We start from the raw sequence: 18242 nt of genomic DNA, 5'->3' as shown, positions 1-18242 counted from the left end.
CACTCATTGTTAGGCTCGTGGTTTCGCCCGCCCGGGAAGGCGCATCCTTTCCGTGTAGGGCGATGCTTTGTATTCCCAGTACCTACGAGGAGCACCTGTGACCCAGACCAGCGAGAACGTCACCTGGCTCACCCAGGAGGCGTACAACAAGCTCAAGGACGAGCTTGAGTACCTGTCTGGTCCCGCGCGTACCGAGATCGCCGCCAAGATCGCCGCGGCGCGCGAGGAGGGCGACCTCCGCGAGAACGGCGGGTACCACGCGGCCAAGGAGGAGCAGGGCAAGCAGGAGCTCCGGGTCCGCCAGCTCACCCAGCTCCTGCAGAACGCCAAGGTGGGCGAGGCCCCCGAGGACACCGGCGTGGTCGGCCCCGGCATGGTCGTGACCATCGCCTTCGACGGCGACGAGGACGACACCCTGTCGTTCCTCCTCGCCTCGCGCGAGTACGCGAGCGACGACATCGAGACGTACTCCCCGCAGTCCCCGCTCGGCGTCGGCGTCATCGGCAAGGCCGTCGGTGACGAGGCGGACTACGAGCTGCCGAACGGCAAGAAGGCCATGGTGAAGATCCTCAGCGCCAAGCCGTACACCGGCTGAGCCTGTTCTTCCGAGCGAAGTCCACGAAGGCTTCCGGGCGAAGGGCCGGATCCCGTGAAGGGGTCCGGCCCTTCGTCATGCCCATGCAATGATCATCCGTCGGCCGCCGGAGGGGGATGGGACAGGTGCTCGGAGCGCTGCGCGAGGGTGCGCCACGCAGGATCGGACCGTACGAGGTGCTGGCCCGGCTCGGCGCCGGCGGCATGGGCGAGGTCTACCTGGCCCGGCGCGACACCTCCGGCGCCTTCTTCGCCGTGAAGACCGTACGGCGCGATCTGGCCGGCGACCCCGCCTTCCGCGACCGCTTCCGCCGCGAGATCAAGGTGGCCGGACTCGTCCGCAGCGCCCACGCCGCCGCACCCGAGGGCGGGGACGCCGACGCCGAGGTGCCCTGGCTGGCCACCGCCTACGTCCCCGGCCCCAGCCTCTCCCAGGCCGTACGCCGCTCCGGCCCGCTGCCGGTGCCGGCCGTACGGGTGCTCGGCGCGCGCATCGCCCGGGCCCTCGGGGACCTGCACACGGCCGGTGTGCTCCACCGCGACCTCAAGCCCGGCAACGTCATGCTCGCCGCCGACGGCCCGCGCCTGATCGACTTCGGCATCGCCCGCGCCGAGGGGGCCACCACCATGACCGCCACCGGCCTCATGGTCGGCACCCCCGCCTTCATGTCGCCCGAGCACGTGGCCGGCGCGCGCCATGTGACCGGCGCCTCGGACGTCTTCTGCCTCGGCTCGCTCCTCTGCTACGCGGCGACCGGCGAGGACCCCTTCGGCGACGGCCCCGTCGCCGCCGTCCTCTACCGCGTCTCCCAGGCCGAGGCCGACCTTGCGCGGGTGCCCGAGGAGCTGCGCGGGACCGTCGCCGCGTGCCTCGCGCCCGATCCGGCGGCCCGGCCGACGCCGGAGGCCCTCGTGGAGCTCCTCGGCGGCGAGGCCCAGGCGCCGCCGTGGCCGGTGCCCGTGCGCGAGCACATCGGCGAGTACGGGGCGGAGCTCGCCCGGCTCGTCGCCGCGGGCGGCCCGCTGCTCGCCGTCCCCGCCCCCGTCGTCACCTCGGGGCCGCCCGGGCTGCACTCCGCCCCGACCGCGGCCCCCGTGGCCGCGGCCGCTCCCCCGCCGAAGCGGCGCAGGCGCGCGCCGCTCGCCGCCGTGGTGACCCTCGCCGTCCTGGGCGGCGGCCTCGGCACCTACCTCCTGTGGCCGGAGCAGAAGCCCGCGAAGCCGGTCACCGCCGGACCCGAGGCGCCCGCCGGCCCGCGTGTCCCCGGCGTCGACGACCAGGGCCTCGCCGACGCCTCCGGGGTCGTCCCGCAGAACGCCGCCCAGCGCCCGGCCGGCTGGAAGCCGTGGCGGGCGAAGCTGACGGCGCCGGCGTTCGGCTGCTCCGGCAACGAGCGGGCTCTGGTCTGCCGGACCACGGACGGCCGGTACGAGGCGCTGGACCCGGCGAACGGGCGGAAGCTCTGGGACGCGAACCCGGTCAAGGACGCGAGGGGCGGCGAGAGCTACATAGGCCCCTCCGGCGGCGTCTTCATCGCCGGCGAGACGGCCCGGCCGGTCGTTCACGACGGGCTGGCCGTCCTGGCCTCGGGGCCCACCGTCCAGGTGCGGGACGCGCGCACCGGGGCGCTGCGGTGGGAGAAGCCGGCCTGGGTCCAGCAGGGCCAGGGCAGCCGCCCGATCGTCGCCGACGGCATGGTCTTCGTCGCCTCGCCCACCACCCCGGAGCCCAGCACCGAGCACGTCGGGATCACGGCGTACGCACTCGCGGACGGCAGGCGGCTGTGGTCGAAGGGGCTCACCAACGACGACATCCCGCGGTCCGAGATCAGGGACTTCGAGCCGGTCGCCTACGCCGAGGGCACGGTCTACGCCCTGAGCGACGGCGGTCTGATCGCGTACGACGCCAGGACCGGGACCGTGCGCGGCCAGGTCGACGCCGACGCGCGGACCTGCGAGGAGATCAAGGTCCTGGGTGCGCGGGCCTACTGCGCGGACGTCTCCCACACCGGCGGGGTCACGGAGCGGGCCCATCTGCTCGACGCCGTGACGCTGGCGTCGAAGGCGAGCCTGCCCGCGCCCCCGGCGACGCCGCGCCCGGCGGTCGTCACCGAGCGGGCGGCGGCCGGACTCGACGCGGAGAAGGGCCGGTTGAAGGTCTTCGACCCGCGCGACGGCAGGGAGCTGGGCAGCTATGCGGCGAAGGCCGCGCCCGCCGGGCTCGCCCAGGCCTGGTCGGCGCCGCTGCTCGCGGGCGACCAGGTCGTGTACGCCGACTACTCCTCGCTGTACACCGTGCGGCTCGGCGCGGACGGGAAGCCGGCCGGGCTGAAGGTCACGCCGGTGCCGGGGGCGCCGGGGCCGCGCGCCAAGACGGACTCGTACGACCCGGACTGGGGCAACACCTTCTCCAGGATGCTGCGCGCGCCCGAGGTGATCCCCGTCGGCGGCATCGCCTACCTCGTGTACGACCAGGGCGCCGTCGCCTCCGTCGAACTCCCCCGCTAGAAAGGCGCGTTCCCGTGCTGGAAGCACTGCCCGCCGGCCCCCCGCGGCTCGTCGGCCCCTACCGCCTGCTCGCCCGGCTCGGGGCGGGCGGCATGGGCGAGGTCCATCTGGCCTGCCGTGCGGACGCGCCGACGGCCGACCCGTACCGCATGGTGGCGGTGAAGACCGTACGGGCGGACCTGGAGGTCGACGGGGACTTCCGGACCCGGTTCCGGCGCGAGATCACGGCCGCGCGGACGGTGCGCAGTCCGTACGCGGCGCGGCTCGTGGACGCGGACGCCGACGCGGCCTCGCCGTGGCTGGCGACCGAGTACGTGCCCGGGCCCTCGCTCGCGGAGGCGGTCGTAAGGTCCGGGGCGCTGCCGGTCGCCGCGGTGCGGGCCCTCGGGGCCACGCTGGCACGGGCGTTGGACGCGGTGCACGGCGCGAAGGTGCTGCACCGGGACCTGAAGCCGGCGAACGTGCTGCTCGGCGCGGGCGGGCCGAAGCTGATCGACTTCGGGATCGCGCAGGCCTTCGAGGCGACCGCGCTGACCTCGACGGGCCTGGTGGTCGGCTCGCCCGGCTTCATGTCGCCGGAGCATCTGGTCGGCAGCCGGGCGGTGGTGCCCGCGTCGGACGTGTTCTGTCTGGGCGCGGTGCTCGCGTTCGCGGCGAGCGGGCGGCGTCCGTTCCATGACGACGAGATGGCGGCGGTGATCTACCGGATCAGCCGGGCCGACGCCGAACTGGACGGTGTTCCAGCGGAGTTGCGGGAGGTCGTGGCGCGGTGCCTGCGCCTCGACCCGGCCGAACGCCCGTCGGCGGAGGAGCTGGCGGGGCTGCTCGGCGGCCTTGGGGCGCCGGAGGTGTTCCCGTGGCCGGGCGGGGTGCTGTCGCTGCTCGCCGAGTACGGGGAGGCGGCGCGGCGGGTCGGCGAGGAGGCCGCTTCGGGGGCGGGCGTGGCGGATCTGCCGACGCTGGCGCCGGTGGTGCCGTACTCCCCGACGGCGGTGGGCCAACGGCCCGCCGAGGCCGCCGCTCCGGAGCCGCGACGGCGGCCGCGGCGGCGGCCGTGGGGGCGGATCGCGGCGATCGCGGTGGCGGTCGCCGTGGTGGGCGCGGCGGGGATCGTGTTTCTCGACAGGGAGGGCGGGCAGGGCGGCGCGGCGGGGCCCGGACCGTCGGCGAGCGCGTCGGGCCCGGCCGCACCGCGGACGCTGAGCCAGGTCGTCCTGCCGTACGGGGGCGAGGGCCACACCGGCGACTACGGCACGGTCGGCACCGGGCGCGCCTCGCGGCCCGCGGGCTGGTCGCCCTGGGTCCGGAGGCTCGACGAGGGGGCGGGGATCTGCGCGCTCTCCCCCGAGGTGCTGGTCTGCTCGGGTCCGGGCGGCGCGGTGTCGGCGCTCGCGGCGGCGGACGGGAGGCTGCTCTGGTCGAAGCCGGGCCGGGGCGCGGCCCCGCGCACGGCCCCGCAGTATCCGGCGGTCGTCGGCGATCTGGTGGCCGTCACCGGCGGGGACGGGGTCACCGCGTACGGCTTGAAGGACGGCGCCGAGCGGTTCAGGCGCCCGGTGCCGGAGGGGCACTGGGCGGTGAAGGGCACCGATCTGGACGACGGGGTGCTCTACTCCACGTATGTCGACCTCGCCGACGACACCAGAGGGCTGGTCACGGCGGTCGGGCTCGGCGGCGGCACCGCCAGGGAGCTGTGGCGGAGCGAGCTCGACGGGATCCCCGAGCAGCCCGTCGCCGCCGGGGGGCGGGTCTTCGTGCCGATCGGGGTGACCCCGGTCGCGCTCGACGCACGGACGGGCAAGGAGACGGCGCGGGGAACGGCCGATGTGCCGTGCGGCCGGATCGTCGCGCACGGGGAGTTCGTGCTCTGCTCGGCCGTTCAGGACGGCGGCGTCCCGGTGCTCGACGCCCGGACGCTGCGCCTGGAGCGCACCCTGGGCGAGGGCCTGGCGATCACGGGTGACCCGGCGGTCAGGAAGGACGGGGCCGTGGCCGTGGTCGGCGGGGCGACCGGCCACACGGTGGCCGTCTTCGACCTGGAGAGCGGGCGGGAGAGGTGGCGCACGGACGTGATGTTCTTCCGTGCGCCCCTGAGCCGTGTCTCCTTCGCGGGCGACCAGGTGGTGGCCCGGGGCAGGCACGAGATCCACTCCCTTCCGGTGTCCGGGCCGCCGGCGCGCGCGGAGGACATCGCGGTGTTCAGTGCCGACGTTCCGAAAGGCCTCGACGACGGCGCCCTGACCGCAGCCGACGGGGTGGTCGCCGGAGGGGCGGCCTTCCTGCCCTTCTCCGAGGGCCTCGTCGCCTCCGGCTATCTGCCCTGACCTCGTGGCACCGGACCTCAGGCCGTCGCCGAGCGGTACTTGCGCACCGCGAGGGTCCGGAAGACGACGATGATCAGGATCGACCACAGCAGCGACGCCCACACCGGGTGCTGCATCGGCCAGGCGTCGGAGGTGGAGACGCCCGGGTTGCCGAAGAGGACGCGGCAGGCCTGGACGGTGGCGCTGAACGGGTTCCACTCGGCGATCGGCTGCAGCCAGGACGCCAGGTTGCTCGAGTCCACGAAGGCGGTCGAGATGAACGTGACCGGGAAGAGCCAGATCAGTCCGCCCGAGGTGGCCGCCTCCGGGGTGCGCACCGAGAGGCCGATGAGGGCGCCGATCCAGGAGAAGGCGTAGCCGAGGAGGAGCAGCAGCCCGAAGGCGGCGAGGGCCTTGGGGACGCCCTCGTGGATGCGCCAGCCGACCAGCAGGCCGACGATCGCCAGGACGACGACGGTCAGGGTGGTCTGTACGAGGTCGGCGAGGGTGCGGCCGGTGAGGACGGCGCCGCGGGCCATCGGGAGCGAGCGGAAGCGGTCGATGAGGCCCTTGTGCATGTCGTCGGCGATGCCCGCGCCGGCGCCGGCCGTCGCGAAGGTGACGGTCTGGGCGAAGATGCCGGCCATCAGGAACTCGCGGTAGGTCTGCGGGTCCGTGGAGGTGCCGATCATCATGGAGCCGCCGAAGACGTAGCTGAACAGCACCACGAACATGATCGGCTGGATCAGCCCGAAGATGATCATCTCGGGGATGCGCATCATGCGGATCAGGTTGCGCTTGGCGACGACCAGCGAGTCGTTGACCGACTGGGCGAGCGCGCCGCGCGGCTTCGGCGGGGTGACGGTGTCGGTCAGGGTGGTCACTTGGCCGCCTCCTTCGCCATCGCGCGCTGGGCGCGGTCCTTGCCCCGGCCTTCCCTGCCCCGCCCGTCCCGGCCGCCGTCGCCGGACCCGCCGCCCTCCTCGTCGTCGGCCTCCGCCCGCTCGGCCGCGTGGCCGGTGAGGGAGATGAAGACGTCGTCGAGGGTGGGGCGGCGCAGGCCGATGTCGTCGATCTCGACGCCGGCGGCGTCCAGGTCGCGGATGACCTCGGCGAGCAGCTTGGCGCCGCCGGTGACCGGGACGGTGAGCTTGCGGGTGTGCTCCTCCACCGAGATGTCGCCGTGGCCGATTCCGGCCAGGCCGCGGCGGGCGAGGACCTCGCGGGCCGGCGGGATCATCCGGCGCTCGTGGACGACGACCTCGACGCGCTCGCCGCCGGTCTGGGCCTTGAGCTCGTCGGAGGTGCCGCGGGCGATGACCTTGCCGTGGTCGACGACGCAGATGTCGTGGGCCAGGTGGTCGGCCTCCTCCAGGTACTGCGTGGTGAGGAGGAGGGTGGTGCCGCCGGCGACGAGCTCCTGGATGACCTCCCAGAGGGCCTGGCGGTTGCGCGGGTCGAGTCCGGTGGTGGGCTCGTCCATGAACATGACGGGCGGGGAGACGACGAGGGCGGCGGCCAGGTCGAGACGGCGGCGCATGCCGCCGGAGTAGGTCTTGGCGGTGCGGTCGGCGGCGTCGGCCAGGTTGAAGCGCTCCAGGAGCTCACCGGCCCGGGCCTTCGCGCTCCGGGAGCTCATCTGGTAGAGCCGGCCCACCATCTGGAGGTTCTCCCGGCCGGTCAGGTACTCGTCGACGGCGGCGAACTGGCCGGAGAGACCGATGGAGCGCCGGACCTCGTTGGGGTGCCTCAGCACGTCGATTCCGGCGACGGAGGCCCTGCCGCTGTCGGGCTGGAGGAGGGTGGTGAGCACGCGCACGGCGGTCGTCTTCCCCGCGCCGTTGGGACCGAGGAGGCCCAGGACGGTGCCCTCGGGCACGTCGAGGTCCACGCCGTCGAGAGCTCGTACGTCGCCGAAGGTCTTCACCAGACCTTCGGCGTGGATCGCGCCTGGCATGTGGGTACTCCCAGCGATTTTGGCGGGATTTGAGCGTTTCTGTCCAAGTCTAGAGACGCCGAGCAGACAGCGCCCAGCGAATGGGTGACCCACACCACAAGCTAACGCGATGTATCGCGATACACAACCGTTTTACGCGAGCACGGTGTAGCCCGCGTCCCGCAGCGCCGCCTCCACCTCCGCGCAGTGCTCCGGCCCCTTCGTCTCCAGGTGCAGCTCGACCTCCACCTCCGTGAGACCCAGCCGCGGATCCGTCCGCACATGGCCCACGTCCAGGACGTTGGCGTCCACCACCGTCAGCACCGCAAGCAGCGTCGCGAGCGCGCCCGGCCGGTCGGTCACCTTCACCCGCAGGCTCAGATAGCGGCCCCCGGCCGCCATGCCGTGCCGCAGCACCTGCTGGAGCAGCAGCGGGTCCACGTTGCCGCCGGACAGCACCGCCACCACCGGGCCCCGCCCGAACGCGTGCGGATCGGACAGCAGCGCCGCCACCGGGGCGGCCCCCGCCGGCTCCACCACCAGCTTCGCCCGCTCCAGGCAGAGCAGCAGCGCGGAGGCGAGCTCGTCCTCCGTGACGGTGCGCACCTCGTCCACGTACTGCCGCACGAGCCCGAACGGCACGTCGCCGGGGCGCCCGACCCGGATGCCGTCCGCTATCGTCGCCGGCTTCTCCAGCGCCACCGGGTGCCCGGCCGCCAGCGAGGGCGGATAGGCCGCCGCACCCTCGGCCTGCACGCCGATCACCCGCACGTCGGGCCGCAGCGACTTCACCGCGAGGCCGATCCCCGCGACGAGCCCGCCGCCGCCGACCCCGACCAGGATCGTCCGCACCTCGGGGCACTGCTCCAGGATCTCCAGGCCGACCGTGCCCTGCCCCGCGATGACGTCGGGATGGTCGAAGGGGTGGATCAGGACCGCGCCGGTCTCCCGCGCGTACTGCTCGGCCGCCGCCAGCGTCTCGTCCACGACATGGCCCTGCAGCCGCACCTCCGCCCCGTACTCGCGGGTCGCCGCCACCTTCGGCAGCGGGGCGCCGACCGGCATGAAGACCGTGGCGTGCACCCCGAGCAGGGCGGAGGCGAGCGCCACGCCCTGGGCGTGGTTTCCGGCCGACGCGGCGACCACCCCGGCCGCCCGCTGCTCGGGCCGCAGCCCGGCGATCCTCACGTACGCGCCGCGCAGCTTGAACGAACCCGTGCGCTGCAGGTTCTCGCACTTGAGGTGCACCGGTGCCCCCACCAGCGAGGACAGATGACGGCTGCCCTCGAGCGCGGTCATCCGGGCCACCCCGGCCAGCATCTTCTGCGCCCCGCGCACATCGTCGAGGATCAGGGACTGCAAGGGGTCTGACGTACGGAAGCTCATGACGGCAAGTCTCGCAGTTCGGCCACTCCGCGGCCCAGCGGCGGGCCCCCGCGCCACCCGGTCCGGGCCGCCGGCGAGCCGGTTCCGGGCCGGTTCCGGGCCGGTTCGCATCGGGTTCGCATCCGGTTCTCGCAGCGCAGGTACGGACCCCCGCCGGTCCGCGTACTCTGTCCCCCACCAACCGACCACCGCACGAGAGAGCCCCCACAGCCATGCCCACATCTCAGGACATGACGACTGAGCTTGACCCCGGTCTCCTCGACGCCCTCCAGCACCAGGTGGCCGTCTTCGCCCGGCGGGCCGAGCAGACCCGGCTCGGCGGCACCGGGCAGCTGCGCAACTCCATGGACCGCGCCGCGTACCTGCTGCTCAACCGGCTCGACCAGGAGGGCCCCATGGGCGTCAAGGCGCTCGCCGCCGGCATGGGCATCGACTCCTCCACCGTCACCCGCCAGGTCGCCCCGCTCGTCGACACCGGCCTGGTCAAGCGGACCTCGCACCCCGAGGACGGGCGGGCCGTCGTGCTCCAGCTCTCCCCGCGCGGGCAGGCCCGCCTGGAGGAGGTGCGGCTCTCCCGCCGCCATCTGATGGCGGAGGTGACCGAAGGGTGGACGCCCGACGAGCGCGCGTCCTTCTGCACCCTGCTCACGCGCTTCAACTCGGCGCTCTCCGCGCGCCAGGCGGGCGTTCCGGCCCCCCAGGAGGCCCCGGCCCCGTCCCCGTCCCCGGTGGAGTCCGTCGCGGAGCCCGCCGTGGAGCCCGCGCAGTCCATCGCGGAGCCCGCGGAGTCCGTGCCGAGGGCTTGACCCCGTACGCGCGCTGGCCTCATATGAGGACGTGGGTGAGCGGAGAACCGGCCACAGCGGCCAAGACGCCTACCGCAACCGGGAGTTCGACGCGTTCGTCGCCGGTGCGGCGGGCCGGCTGCTGCACACCGCGACCCTGCTCACCACGGAGCCCGCGCACCGCAACCCGCGCGCCCAGGCGCTGCTGACGGCCGCCCTCGCCCACACCTACGCCCACTGGGACCGGCTGCGCGGCGAGGATCCGTACGACGTCACCCGCGCCGCGCTCGCCCTCCGTTTCGCCCGCACCGCCTGGCGGCACCACCGCGGCCTGGGCGGGCTGCTCTCCGCGCTCACCCCGCAGGAACGCCTGATCGTCGTGCTCCGGCTGTACGAGGGGGTGGCCGAGGAGCAGACGGCGGCGCTGCTCGGGCTGTCCGAGGACCGGGTACGGGCCGTCTGCGCCCGCTGTGTCACGGCCCTGCGGGCGGCCTCGTGAGCCGGCACGAGCACAAGGAGGACGAGGTCCGCAGGATGCTGGACGCCGCCCGCCCGCACGTGCCGCGCGACCTGGCCGCGCGGGCCACGGCCCGCGGGGCCCGGCTGCGGCACCGGGGCCGCGTGGTGCGGCGGCTCTGGTGGACGCTGCTGGCGCTCGCGGTCTGCGCGTTCGTCGTCTGGGCCTCGGTGGTCCGCCCGTGGGAGGTCCCGCCGGCGGGGACGACACCGCCGCTCGAAGGCTTCTGAGGCTGCTGAGCTGCGGGGGCTGCGGGGGCTTGTGGGGCCGCTGGGGCTGGAGCCGCCGCGGCGCGGAGCCGCCGGGGCGAGTGGAGCCGCCGCGGCGTGGAGCCGCCGGGACGTGTGCAGCCGCCGGGGGTGCCGCTGAGGCTTGTGGGGCCGCTGGGGCTGGGGCCGCCGGGGTGTGCGGGGCGTCCGACGGGTCGGCGAGGGCGTGAGTCCGTGGGGCCGGGCCCCGAAGGACCCGGCCCCACGGACTCACCGTGTGACTAACCGAGTGCCTGGCGCAGGTCGGCCAGCAGGTCGTCGACGTTCTCGATGCCGACCGAGAGGCGGACCAGGTCCGCCGGGACCTCCAGGGCCGAGCCCGCGACGCTCGCGTGCGTCATCCGGCCCGGGTGCTCGATCAGCGACTCGACGCCGCCGAGGGACTCGCCCAGGGTGAAGAGCTTCGCGCGGTTGCAGACCTCGACCGCCGCCTGCTCGCCGCCCTCGACGCGGAAGGAGATCATGCCGCCGAAGGAACGCATCTGCTTGGCGGCGATCTCGTGGCCCGGGTGCTCCGGCAGGCCCGGGTAGAGGACCTGGCTGACCTTCGGGTGCTGGGTCAGCATCTCGACGATCTTGGCGGCGTTCTCGCTGTGCCGGTCCATGCGGACGGCGAGCGTCTTGATGCCGCGCAGCACGATCCACGAGTCGAACGGGCCGGCCACCGCGCCCATCGCGTTCTGGTGGTAGGCCAGCTCCTCGCCGAGCTCGGCGTCGGCCGTGACCAGGGCGCCGCCGACGACGTCGGAGTGGCCGCCCATGTACTTGGTGAGGGAGTGGACGACGACGTCCGCGCCCAGCGCCAGCGGCTGCTGGAGGTAGGGCGAGGCGAAGGTGTTGTCGACGACGAGCTTCACGCCGGCCTGGCGGGCCACGCCCGCGACGGCCTCGATGTCGGTGATGCCGAGCAGCGGGTTCGAGGGGGTCTCGACCCAGATCAGCTTGGTGCGCTCGTTGAGCGCGCCGCGCACCGACTCCAGGTCGGAGGTGTCCGCGACGGAGAAGTCGACGCCCCAGCGCTGGACGACCTTGGCGAACAGGCGGAAGGTGCCGCCGTAGGCGTCGTTGGGGATGACCACGTGGTCGCCGGGGACGAGGAGGGTGCGCAGCAGGCAGTCCTCGGCGGCGAGCCCGGACGCGAAGGCGAGGCCGCGCCGGCCGCCCTCCAGCGCCGCCAGGTTCTCCTCCAGGGCGGTACGGGTCGGGTTGGCGCTGCGGCTGTACTCGTAGCCGCCGCGGAGCCCGCCCACACCGTCCTGCTTGTAGGTGGACACCTGGTAGATGGGCGGGACGACCGCGCCGGTCAGCGGGTCGGCGGTGTTGCCCGCGTGGATGGCGCGGGTCTCGAAGCTCTGGTGGGAGTGCTGGTCGCTCATGGTTCAGGAGCGTAGTGCCGTGGAGGCCCTGCCGCCGCCGTTCGTCTCACCGGGTGTCCTGGACAATGGACACATGGAGATTCTGTGGTTCCTGATCGCGCTCGGGCTGCTCTTCGGCGTCCTGGGTCCCTACGTGCTGCGCCGGCGCGGCGGCGGCATCCGGCAGGTGGCCCCCGGCGCACCCGACGCGGCCGACCCGGAGGCGTACGGCTTCCTCCGGCAGGAGCAGCAGGACGTGCGGCTGCCCGGCCCCGACCGCGATCTCCTCGACGTGCTCGACGTGGTGCAGGCGACGCAGGACTGGCGGGCCGCCTCGCAGCTCCTGAAGGGCACCGCCAAGGAGGGCGAGACGCGCTGGCAGCGGGTCCAGGCCTTCGCGGGCGCCGCCTCCCTCGAACTGGCCGAGCGGCCGGGCGTCGGCGGCGCGTGGCTGCGGTCCTGGCGGGCGGAGGCGCCGAAGGACCCCGGCGGCGCGCAGGTGTACGCGGAGTTCCTGGTGCAGCAGGCGTGGCGCTCCTCGGCGGCCGGCAGCGACGACTTCCGGATCATCCTGGAGGAGGCGCACGCGGCCTGCGAGCAGGCGGCTCTGCTGGCGCCGGGCGACCCCGTGCCGTACATCTCGGAGCTGGCCGTGGCGCGTGGACTCGGTTACGCGCACGAGGAGTTCGACCAGGTGTGGGCGAAGGTCATCGACCGCGCGCCGCAGCACATGGGGGCGCATCTGGCGGCGCTGCACTACTGGTGCGAGAAGTGGCACGGCTCGCGCGAGGAGGCCGACCACTTCGCGACGACGGCCGCGGCCCGCGCCCCGCAGGGCTCCCTGCTGGCCGCGCTGCCGCTGTTCGCGGTCTTCGAGCACCAGCCGGACCTCGTGATCGTCCAGGACTACTACCGCACGGCGGTGGTCTCCAAGGCGATGGAGGGCGCCCTGTACGCGGCCCACTCGGCCCGGCCCGACGACCCGATGCTGGCGCATGTGCGCCACCTGCTCGTGCACTTCCTGATCCGCGCGGAGCGCTGGAGCGAGGCCATGCGGCTGCTGCTGCACGTGGACGGCTATGTGGGCGCCCTGCCGTGGACGCTGAGCGCGGACCCGGCCCTGGAGTACACGGTGTACCGGAACCTGGCGGTGGCCGGGTTCGAGGCGAACGGCGGCAGCCCGGCGACGCTGTCGCACTGACGCCGGATCCGGGGCGGGGGTGCGGGAATCGGGCGGGGGTGCGGGAATCGGGCGGCGGCGCCCCGCGTTGTGCTTGTCGCCCACAGTCGAGGAGAGATGCCGCATGTTCCTGTCCCGCACCCCCGTCCTCCCCACTGCCGACCAGGCCCTGCGCGGCCGTCCCGAGCCGGAGTTCTCCGTGCCGGAGCGGCACACGGTCCTCGGCACCGCGCTCCTCGGCCCCTACCCGGAGGGTCTGGAGACCGCGGACTTCGGCCTGGGCTGTTTCTGGGGGGCCGAGCGCAAGTTCTGGCAGACCGAGGGCGTCTGGACGACGCTCGTCGGCTACCAGGGCGGTCTGACGCCGAACCCGGTGTACGAGGAGGTCTGCTCGGGCCTCACCGGTCACACCGAGGTCGTCCGGGTGGTCTTCGACCCGGCGAAGGTCTCGTACGAGCGGCTGCTCAAGCTGTTCTGGGAGTCCCACGACCCGACCCAGGGCTTCCGCCAGGGCAACGACGTGGGCACCCAGTACCGTTCGGCCGTCTACACCCACTCCCCCGAGCAGGCCGCGGCGGCCGAGGCCTCCCGCGAGGCCTACCAGAAGGTCCTGACCGGCTCCGGCTACGGCACGATCACCACCGAGCTGCTGCCCGCCGAGGGCCGCCCCTTCTACCCGGCGGAGGGCTACCACCAGCAGTACCTGGACAAGAACCCGGCCGGGTACTGCGGGATCGGCGGGACGGGCGTGTCCTGCCCGATCGGGGTGGCGAAGGCGGAGGGCTAGCCGTCGGCCGACGGGGTGCCGTGCCCGGCACGGTGCCCCACCAGCATGACGATGCCCGCCCCGGCACCGACGAGCCAGCCGCACATCATCAGCGCCTGGAGCCCGAGCCCCATCCCGACGAGGAAGCCGCCGGCCCCGGCGGTGTGCACGAGGGCGGCGGCGCGCTGGACCGGTGCTCCGGTGTCCCACGCCCGCCGGACGAAGCCGGCGGGCCGCCACACCGACCACACGGTGAAGGCCCCGACAAGGGCGACGACCCCGATGACCGGTGCGGGCAGCCGCGCCGTGTCGACGGTCAGCTGCTCGCCCCCGGCCAGCCGGCGCACGGCACCGGCCAGCGTGATCGGCCCGACCACGGCGAACACCCCGGCCACGGCGCGCAGGAACCCGACCCCCAGTCGGGGCCCCGCCCACAGGGTCCGGGCCGACCGCTCCGCCTGCAGTCGGTACAGCCGCCGCGCCGCCCCGCGGAAGTCCGTGGCGACGACCCAGCCGAACCCCGTCGCTCCGAGCCCCCAGACCAGCGAGAACAACTCCCCGCCGCCCCCGTTTCCCCCGGCCACCCCGGCTCCTCCCCCTCGTCCGGGCAGACCGTAGGGCCTGCTCGGGGTCCGCGTCGCTGCCGGACGCGGGCAGTCTTCGGGCGTTCTTCGCTGCCGCGCTCGTCCCCCCGTACCGCGCTCCGCACCGCACCGCAGCACTCCGCACCACTCCGCCGCACATGTCATGTCACAGTCGGCCGAGCCGTCTCGTCTGAGAGGTGAGTGGAGTGCAAGGGGTCCGTGGGGTGAGGGCGGGTGCCCGGCCCGGGGAACGAGGAGGAAAGCGCATGAGCCGGATCGAGGAGTTCGAGGAACTGCGACCGCTGCTGTTCTCGATCGCCTACCGGATCCTCGGCAGCGTCGGCGAGGCCGAGGACGCGGTCCAGGACAGCTGGCTGCGCTTCGAGGCGTCGACGACCGTGCCGGTCTCCACCAAGGCCTTCCTGTCGGCCACCGTCACCCGGATCTCGATCGACGTGCTGCGCTCGGCCCGGGTCCGGCGGGAGGAGTACGTCGGGGCCTGGCTGCCCGAGCCGCTGCTCTCCGACCCGTACGAGGACCCCGAGCGCTCGGCGGAGCTGGCCGACTCGGTGTCGCTGGCGGCCCTGCTGCTCCTGGAACGGCTGAGCCCGCTGGAGCGGGCCGTCTTCGTGCTGCGGGAGGTGTTCGCCTTCGGCTTCCCCGAGGTCGCGGAGGCCGTGGGGCGCTCGGAGGCCGCGTGCCGCCAGCTCGCGGTGCGGGCCCGGCGGCACATGGAGGCCGGGCGGCCCCGCTTCGAGGCCGACCGCCGGGAGCGGGAGGAGCTGGCCGCGCGCTTCATCGAGGCGGTGCGGGAGGGCGAGGTCGGGGGGCTGCGGGAGCTGCTGTCGGCCGACGTCCAGCTGGTCGGCGACGGCGGCGGCAAGACCCCGCAGCTGGCCAGGACCGTCGTCGGCGCGGACAAGGTGGTCCGCCTGCTCGGCGCCTACCTGCCGCTGCTCGACCGGGTCGACGTGACGCTGGAGCCGCACGAGGTGAACGGCCTGCCGGGCGCGGTCTTCCGCGACCGGAACGGCCGGGTGCTCAACATCTGGATGCTCGACGTGCTCGACGGGCGGATCCAGTCGATCAACTCGGTGAGCAACCCCGACAAGCTCGGGCACCTGGGGCCGGTCGCGGACGCCTGGGCGATCAACGAGGAGGCCAAGCAGGGGCTGGTGGGGCGGGGGCGGGCGAACGCGGGCGAGTGAGACCCGGGCGGGCCGGATCCTCGCCCGCCCGTCGTCGTCCTCGCCGCCGCCCGGCCCCGCCCGCTCCGCCCGGGCCGCCTCGTCAGCCGGCGCCCGAGCGCAGCAGCGCCGCCGTGGCCGCCGGGTCGTACCCCTCGGGCACGCCGTCGATCAGCAGCACGTCGCCGGCCATGTGCCGGGTGCGCAGCGGTACGAGGGCCCGGTAGGCGGCGGAGTCGTACCAGCCGCGGGCGTCCTCGTACGTCGGGAAGCCGATGATCACGAGGGCGCCGGGCCACTCGCCCTCGCGGACCTCGCGCGTCGGGCGGCCGTGGACCAGGAAGCGGCCGCCGAAGGGGTCCAGGGTGTCCTGGATGCGCTCCATGTAGACGAAGACCTCCTCGTCGAGGACGGGCTTCGGGTGCAGGTTTCCGATGGCGTATGCGGTCATGGGAACAGCGTGCCGGGGCACGGCTCCGGGGTCGATTACCCCGGACGTCATGCCCCGGCGCCGCTCGGCTGACGGCCGCCGTCTGCCTGCCGCCGGCCGCCTGCCGATGGCCAGCCGGCCGTCAGCCGTCAGGCGTCAGCCGTCAGGCGTCAGCCGTCAGGCGTCAGCCGTCAGGCGTCAGCCGTAAGCCGTCAGCCGTCAGCCGTCAGCCGTCAGCCGTCAGCCGTCAGCCGTCAGATCGTCGACGCGTCGATCACGAAGCGGTAGCGCACGTCCGAGGCGATGACCCGCTCGTAGGCCTCGTTGATCTGGTCGGCGGAGATCAGCTCGATCTCCGAGCCCAGGCCGTGCTCGGCGCAGAAGTCCAGCATCTCCTGCGTCTCGCCGATGCTGCCGATCATCGAGCCGGCCAGGGTCTTGCGGCCGCCGATGAGGGAGAAGAGGCCGACCTTGACCGGCTCCTCGGGGGCGCCGACGTTCACCAGGGCGCCGTCGGTCTTGACCAGGCTCAGGTAGGCGTCGAAGTCCAGCGGCGCGGAGACCGTGGAGATCACCAGGTCGAAGCTGCCGCGGAGGGCCGAGAAGGTCTCCGGGTCGCTGGTGGCGTAGTAGTGGTCGGCGCCCAGCTTGAGGGCGTCCTCCTGCTTCTTCAGGGACTGGCTGAGCACCGTCACCTCGGCGCCGAGCGCGTGGGCGATCTTGACGCCCATGTGGCCGAGGCCGCCGAGGCCGACGATGGCGACCTTCTTGCCGGGGCCGGCCTGCCAGTGGGCGAGCGGCGAGTAGAGGGTGATGCCGGCGCACAGCAGCGGGGCGGCGACGTCGAGGGCGATGCCCTCGGGGATGCGCAGGGTGTAGTTCTCGTCGACGACGATGTGGGTGGAGTAGCCGCCGTAGGTCGGCTCGCCGTTCTTGTCGAGGGCGTTGTACGTGCCGGTGCCGCCGGTGACGCAGTACTGCTCCAGACCCTGCTCGCAGTACTCGCACTCACGGCAGGAGTCGACGAAGCAGCCGACGCCGACGCGGTCGCCGACCTGGTGCTTGGTGACCCCGGAGCCGACCTCGGTGACGATTCCGGCGATCTCGTGGCCCGGCACCATGGGGAAGATGCCCTCGCCCCAGCCGTTGCGGGCCTGGTGGATGTCGGAGTGGCAGATGCCGGCGTACTTGATCTCGATGAGGACGTCGTGCTCGCCGACGGCCCGGCGCGGCACGGTGGTGCGCTCCAGCGGGGCGTTGGCGGCGGGTGCGGCGAAAGCGGAAACGTTCGTGGTCATGGTGGCAAGCCTGCCCCGGTACGGCGGCGCCACCCAGCCCCCTGCTCTGCCTACGACCGGCGTGCCTACCACTGGCAGGGACAGGAACGTACGTCCGTCCGCGGCCCCGAGCGGGAATACTGGGGAGGCATGGACCTCAGTTCCGAACTCAGCGAGTTCCTCCGCTCCCGCCGGGCCCGGCTGAAGCCGCAGGACGTGGGGCTGCCCGAGTTCGGGCGGCACCGCCGGGTGCCCGGCCTGCGCCGGGAGGAGCTGGCGCAGCTGGCCGGGGTGTCGGTCGCGTACTACACCCGCCTCGAACAGGGCAACGGCCGCAACGTGTCCATGGAGGTGCTCGACTCGATCGCGCGGGCCCTGCGGCTCAGCGACACCGAGCGGGCCCATCTGACGCATCTGGCGAAGCCGACGGTGAAGAAGCGGCAGCGGGCGCAGGCCCGCCCGCAGCGGGTCCGTCCCGGCCTCGTGCAGCTGCTCGACTCCATGGAGGGCGTGCCGGCCTTCGTCCTGGGGCGGCGGGGCGACATCCTGGCCTGGAACCGGATGGCGCGGGCCCTGATGGGCGACCTCGCCGCGATGGAGCCCCGCGAGCGCAACATGGCCCGGATGGTCTTCCTCGATCCGAACACCCGCGATCTGTACGTCGACTGGGAGTGCAAGGCGACCGAGGTCGTGAGCGTGCTGCGGCTGTACGCGGGGCTCCACCCGGACGACCAGGAGCTGCTGGCGCTGGTCGGCGAGCTGTCGGTCAGGAGCGAGGAGTTCCGCTCGCTGTGGGCGGCGCACACGGTGACCGACAAGGGGCACGGGGAGAAGCAGGTGCGGCATCCGCTGGTGGGCGAGATGACGCTGTCGTACGAGTCGCTCAGGATCTCGGGCGACGACCCCGACCTGATGCTCGTGACCTACCACGCGGAGCCGGGGACGCCGTCGGCGGACGCGCTGCGGCTGCTGGCCCAGTGGGGCGTGGACGAGCCCGCCGACGTACGGAAGTAGCAGGGCACGCGGACGGACGGGCATACGGGCAGCCGGCCACCGGGGCGCCCGGGCAACCGCCGGGCAAGCGGGCAAGCGGGCCACCGGGCAACCGACAACCGGACGCAAACGCGCGGAGGAGACGCAGAAGCGGCCCTCTCGTCTCCGAGAG

At 73.7% G+C, this 18242-nt stretch carries 17 protein-coding genes; 10 read left to right on the top strand and 7 right to left on the bottom strand.

What is annotated here, in order from left to right; translation table 11 throughout:
* Nucleotides 1-97 precede the first annotated feature (97 nt).
* From greA to ACH414_RS32160, 3 genes are all read left to right on the top strand, one after another.
* Nucleotides 98-595, top strand: coding sequence for a transcription elongation factor GreA (gene greA / locus ACH414_RS32170; RefSeq protein WP_382548656.1), 498 nt, complete (start codon nucleotides 98-100; stop codon nucleotides 593-595).
* 116 nt (nucleotides 596-711) lie between these two features.
* The gene (locus tag ACH414_RS32165) at nucleotides 712-3102 is read left to right on the top strand and encodes a PQQ-binding-like beta-propeller repeat protein (RefSeq protein WP_398944567.1); all 2391 of its coding nucleotides are present in this window, start codon (nucleotides 712-714) and stop codon (nucleotides 3100-3102) included.
* A gap of 14 nt (nucleotides 3103-3116) precedes the next feature.
* Entirely contained in the window at nucleotides 3117-5426 is a 2310-nt protein-coding gene (locus ACH414_RS32160) for a protein kinase (protein WP_398944566.1), read from the top strand.
* A 17-nt stretch (nucleotides 5427-5443) separates the two neighbouring features.
* Here the strand turns inward: ACH414_RS32160 and ACH414_RS32155 are convergent, their stop codons facing one another.
* From ACH414_RS32155 to ilvA, 3 genes are all read right to left on the bottom strand, one after another.
* On the bottom strand, nucleotides 5444-6289 hold the full coding sequence (locus tag ACH414_RS32155) for an ABC transporter permease (protein ID WP_386568103.1): 846 nt from the start codon (nucleotides 6287-6289) through the stop codon (nucleotides 5444-5446).
* Nucleotides 6286-7362 (bottom strand): ATP-binding cassette domain-containing protein, encoded by a 1077-nt coding sequence (locus ACH414_RS32150; RefSeq protein WP_398944564.1) that lies wholly within the window; start codon nucleotides 7360-7362, stop codon nucleotides 6286-6288. Before ACH414_RS32150 ends, ACH414_RS32155 begins: the two co-directional genes overlap by 4 nt.
* Nucleotides 7363-7494: 132 nt before the next feature.
* A complete protein-coding gene (ilvA, locus tag ACH414_RS32145) occupies nucleotides 7495-8727 on the bottom strand; it encodes a threonine ammonia-lyase (RefSeq protein ID WP_382548648.1) in 1233 nt (410 codons plus the stop codon).
* 212 nt (nucleotides 8728-8939) lie between these two features.
* Here ilvA and ACH414_RS32140 point away from each other — a divergent pair, with 212 nt between their 5' ends.
* The 3 genes from ACH414_RS32140 to ACH414_RS32130 are packed head-to-tail and all read left to right on the top strand — an operon-like array spanning nucleotide 8940 to nucleotide 10259.
* Nucleotides 8940-9533, top strand: a complete 594-nt coding sequence (locus ACH414_RS32140) for a MarR family transcriptional regulator (protein ID WP_398944563.1) — start codon at nucleotides 8940-8942, stop codon at nucleotides 9531-9533.
* A 31-nt stretch (nucleotides 9534-9564) separates the two neighbouring features.
* Entirely contained in the window at nucleotides 9565-10011 is a 447-nt protein-coding gene (locus ACH414_RS32135) for a sigma factor-like helix-turn-helix DNA-binding protein (protein ID WP_382548644.1), read from the top strand.
* Entirely contained in the window at nucleotides 10008-10259 is a 252-nt protein-coding gene (locus tag ACH414_RS32130) for a hypothetical protein (protein ID WP_382548642.1), read from the top strand. Before ACH414_RS32135 ends, ACH414_RS32130 begins: the two co-directional genes overlap by 4 nt.
* A gap of 260 nt (nucleotides 10260-10519) precedes the next feature.
* Here ACH414_RS32130 and ACH414_RS32125 read toward each other — a convergent pair whose 3' ends face one another.
* The gene (locus tag ACH414_RS32125) at nucleotides 10520-11674 is read right to left on the bottom strand and encodes a cystathionine gamma-synthase (RefSeq protein ID WP_382548640.1); all 1155 of its coding nucleotides are present in this window, start codon (nucleotides 11672-11674) and stop codon (nucleotides 10520-10522) included.
* A 73-nt stretch (nucleotides 11675-11747) separates the two neighbouring features.
* Between ACH414_RS32125 and ACH414_RS32120 the strand changes: the two genes are divergently transcribed.
* Nucleotides 11748-12854 (top strand): hypothetical protein, encoded by a 1107-nt coding sequence (locus ACH414_RS32120; RefSeq protein WP_382548638.1) that lies wholly within the window; start codon nucleotides 11748-11750, stop codon nucleotides 12852-12854.
* 103 nt (nucleotides 12855-12957) lie between these two features.
* Nucleotides 12958-13620: a peptide-methionine (S)-S-oxide reductase MsrA gene (msrA, locus tag ACH414_RS32115; protein ID WP_382548636.1), complete on the top strand. Its 663-nt coding sequence runs from the start codon at nucleotides 12958-12960 to the stop codon at nucleotides 13618-13620.
* Here msrA and ACH414_RS32110 read toward each other — a convergent pair.
* Nucleotides 13617-14183: a hypothetical protein gene (locus ACH414_RS32110; protein WP_398944562.1), complete on the bottom strand. Its 567-nt coding sequence runs from the start codon at nucleotides 14181-14183 to the stop codon at nucleotides 13617-13619. The genes msrA and ACH414_RS32110 overlap by 4 nt on opposite strands.
* Before the next feature lie 266 nt (nucleotides 14184-14449).
* On the opposite strand from ACH414_RS32110, the gene ACH414_RS32105 reads away from it, so the two are divergent.
* A complete protein-coding gene (locus ACH414_RS32105; protein ID WP_382548633.1) occupies nucleotides 14450-15391 on the top strand; it encodes an RNA polymerase sigma-70 factor in 942 nt (313 codons plus the stop codon).
* An 82-nt stretch (nucleotides 15392-15473) separates the two neighbouring features.
* Here the strand turns inward: ACH414_RS32105 and ACH414_RS32100 are convergent, their stop codons facing one another.
* Both ACH414_RS32100 and ACH414_RS32095 read right to left on the bottom strand, forming a co-directional pair.
* Nucleotides 15474-15821 carry a DUF1330 domain-containing protein gene (locus ACH414_RS32100; protein ID WP_386568091.1) on the bottom strand — a complete coding sequence of 116 codons (348 nt, stop codon included), beginning with the start codon at nucleotides 15819-15821 and terminating at the stop codon, nucleotides 15474-15476.
* 233 nt (nucleotides 15822-16054) lie between these two features.
* Nucleotides 16055-17098, bottom strand: a complete 1044-nt coding sequence (locus tag ACH414_RS32095; protein WP_382548629.1) for an NAD(P)-dependent alcohol dehydrogenase — start codon at nucleotides 17096-17098, stop codon at nucleotides 16055-16057.
* A gap of 129 nt (nucleotides 17099-17227) precedes the next feature.
* Between ACH414_RS32095 and ACH414_RS32090 the strand changes: the two genes are divergently transcribed.
* Complete coding sequence (locus ACH414_RS32090) at nucleotides 17228-18091, top strand: helix-turn-helix transcriptional regulator (RefSeq protein ID WP_382548627.1); 864 nt, start codon at nucleotides 17228-17230, stop codon at nucleotides 18089-18091.
* Nucleotides 18092-18242 lie beyond the last annotated feature (151 nt).

The sequence above is a fragment of the Streptomyces sp. NPDC020422 genome, from assembly GCF_044386705.1.
GTDB lineage: Bacteria > Actinomycetota > Actinomycetes > Streptomycetales > Streptomycetaceae > Streptomyces.
This window is presented reverse-complemented; position numbering and strand designations above follow the sequence as displayed.

Coding starts and splice junctions, on each gene's coding strand:
- ACH414_RS32165 (WP_398944567.1), top strand. CDS start 712: ATGGGACAGGTGCTCGGAGCGCTGCGCGAGGGTGCGCCACGCAGGATC.
- ACH414_RS32150 (WP_398944564.1), bottom strand. CDS start 7,362: ATGCCAGGCGCGATCCACGCCGAAGGTCTGGTGAAGACCTTCGGCGAC.
- ilvA (WP_382548648.1), bottom strand. CDS start 8,727: ATGAGCTTCCGTACGTCAGACCCCTTGCAGTCCCTGATCCTCGACGAT.
- ACH414_RS32140 (WP_398944563.1), top strand. CDS start 8,940: ATGCCCACATCTCAGGACATGACGACTGAGCTTGACCCCGGTCTCCTC.
- ACH414_RS32125 (WP_382548640.1), bottom strand. CDS start 11,674: ATGAGCGACCAGCACTCCCACCAGAGCTTCGAGACCCGCGCCATCCAC.
- ACH414_RS32120 (WP_382548638.1), top strand. CDS start 11,748: ATGGAGATTCTGTGGTTCCTGATCGCGCTCGGGCTGCTCTTCGGCGTC.
- msrA (WP_382548636.1), top strand. CDS start 12,958: ATGTTCCTGTCCCGCACCCCCGTCCTCCCCACTGCCGACCAGGCCCTG.
- ACH414_RS32105 (WP_382548633.1), top strand. CDS start 14,450: ATGAGCCGGATCGAGGAGTTCGAGGAACTGCGACCGCTGCTGTTCTCG.
- ACH414_RS32100 (WP_386568091.1), bottom strand. CDS start 15,821: ATGACCGCATACGCCATCGGAAACCTGCACCCGAAGCCCGTCCTCGAC.
- ACH414_RS32095 (WP_382548629.1), bottom strand. CDS start 17,098: ATGACCACGAACGTTTCCGCTTTCGCCGCACCCGCCGCCAACGCCCCG.
- ACH414_RS32090 (WP_382548627.1), top strand. CDS start 17,228: ATGGACCTCAGTTCCGAACTCAGCGAGTTCCTCCGCTCCCGCCGGGCC.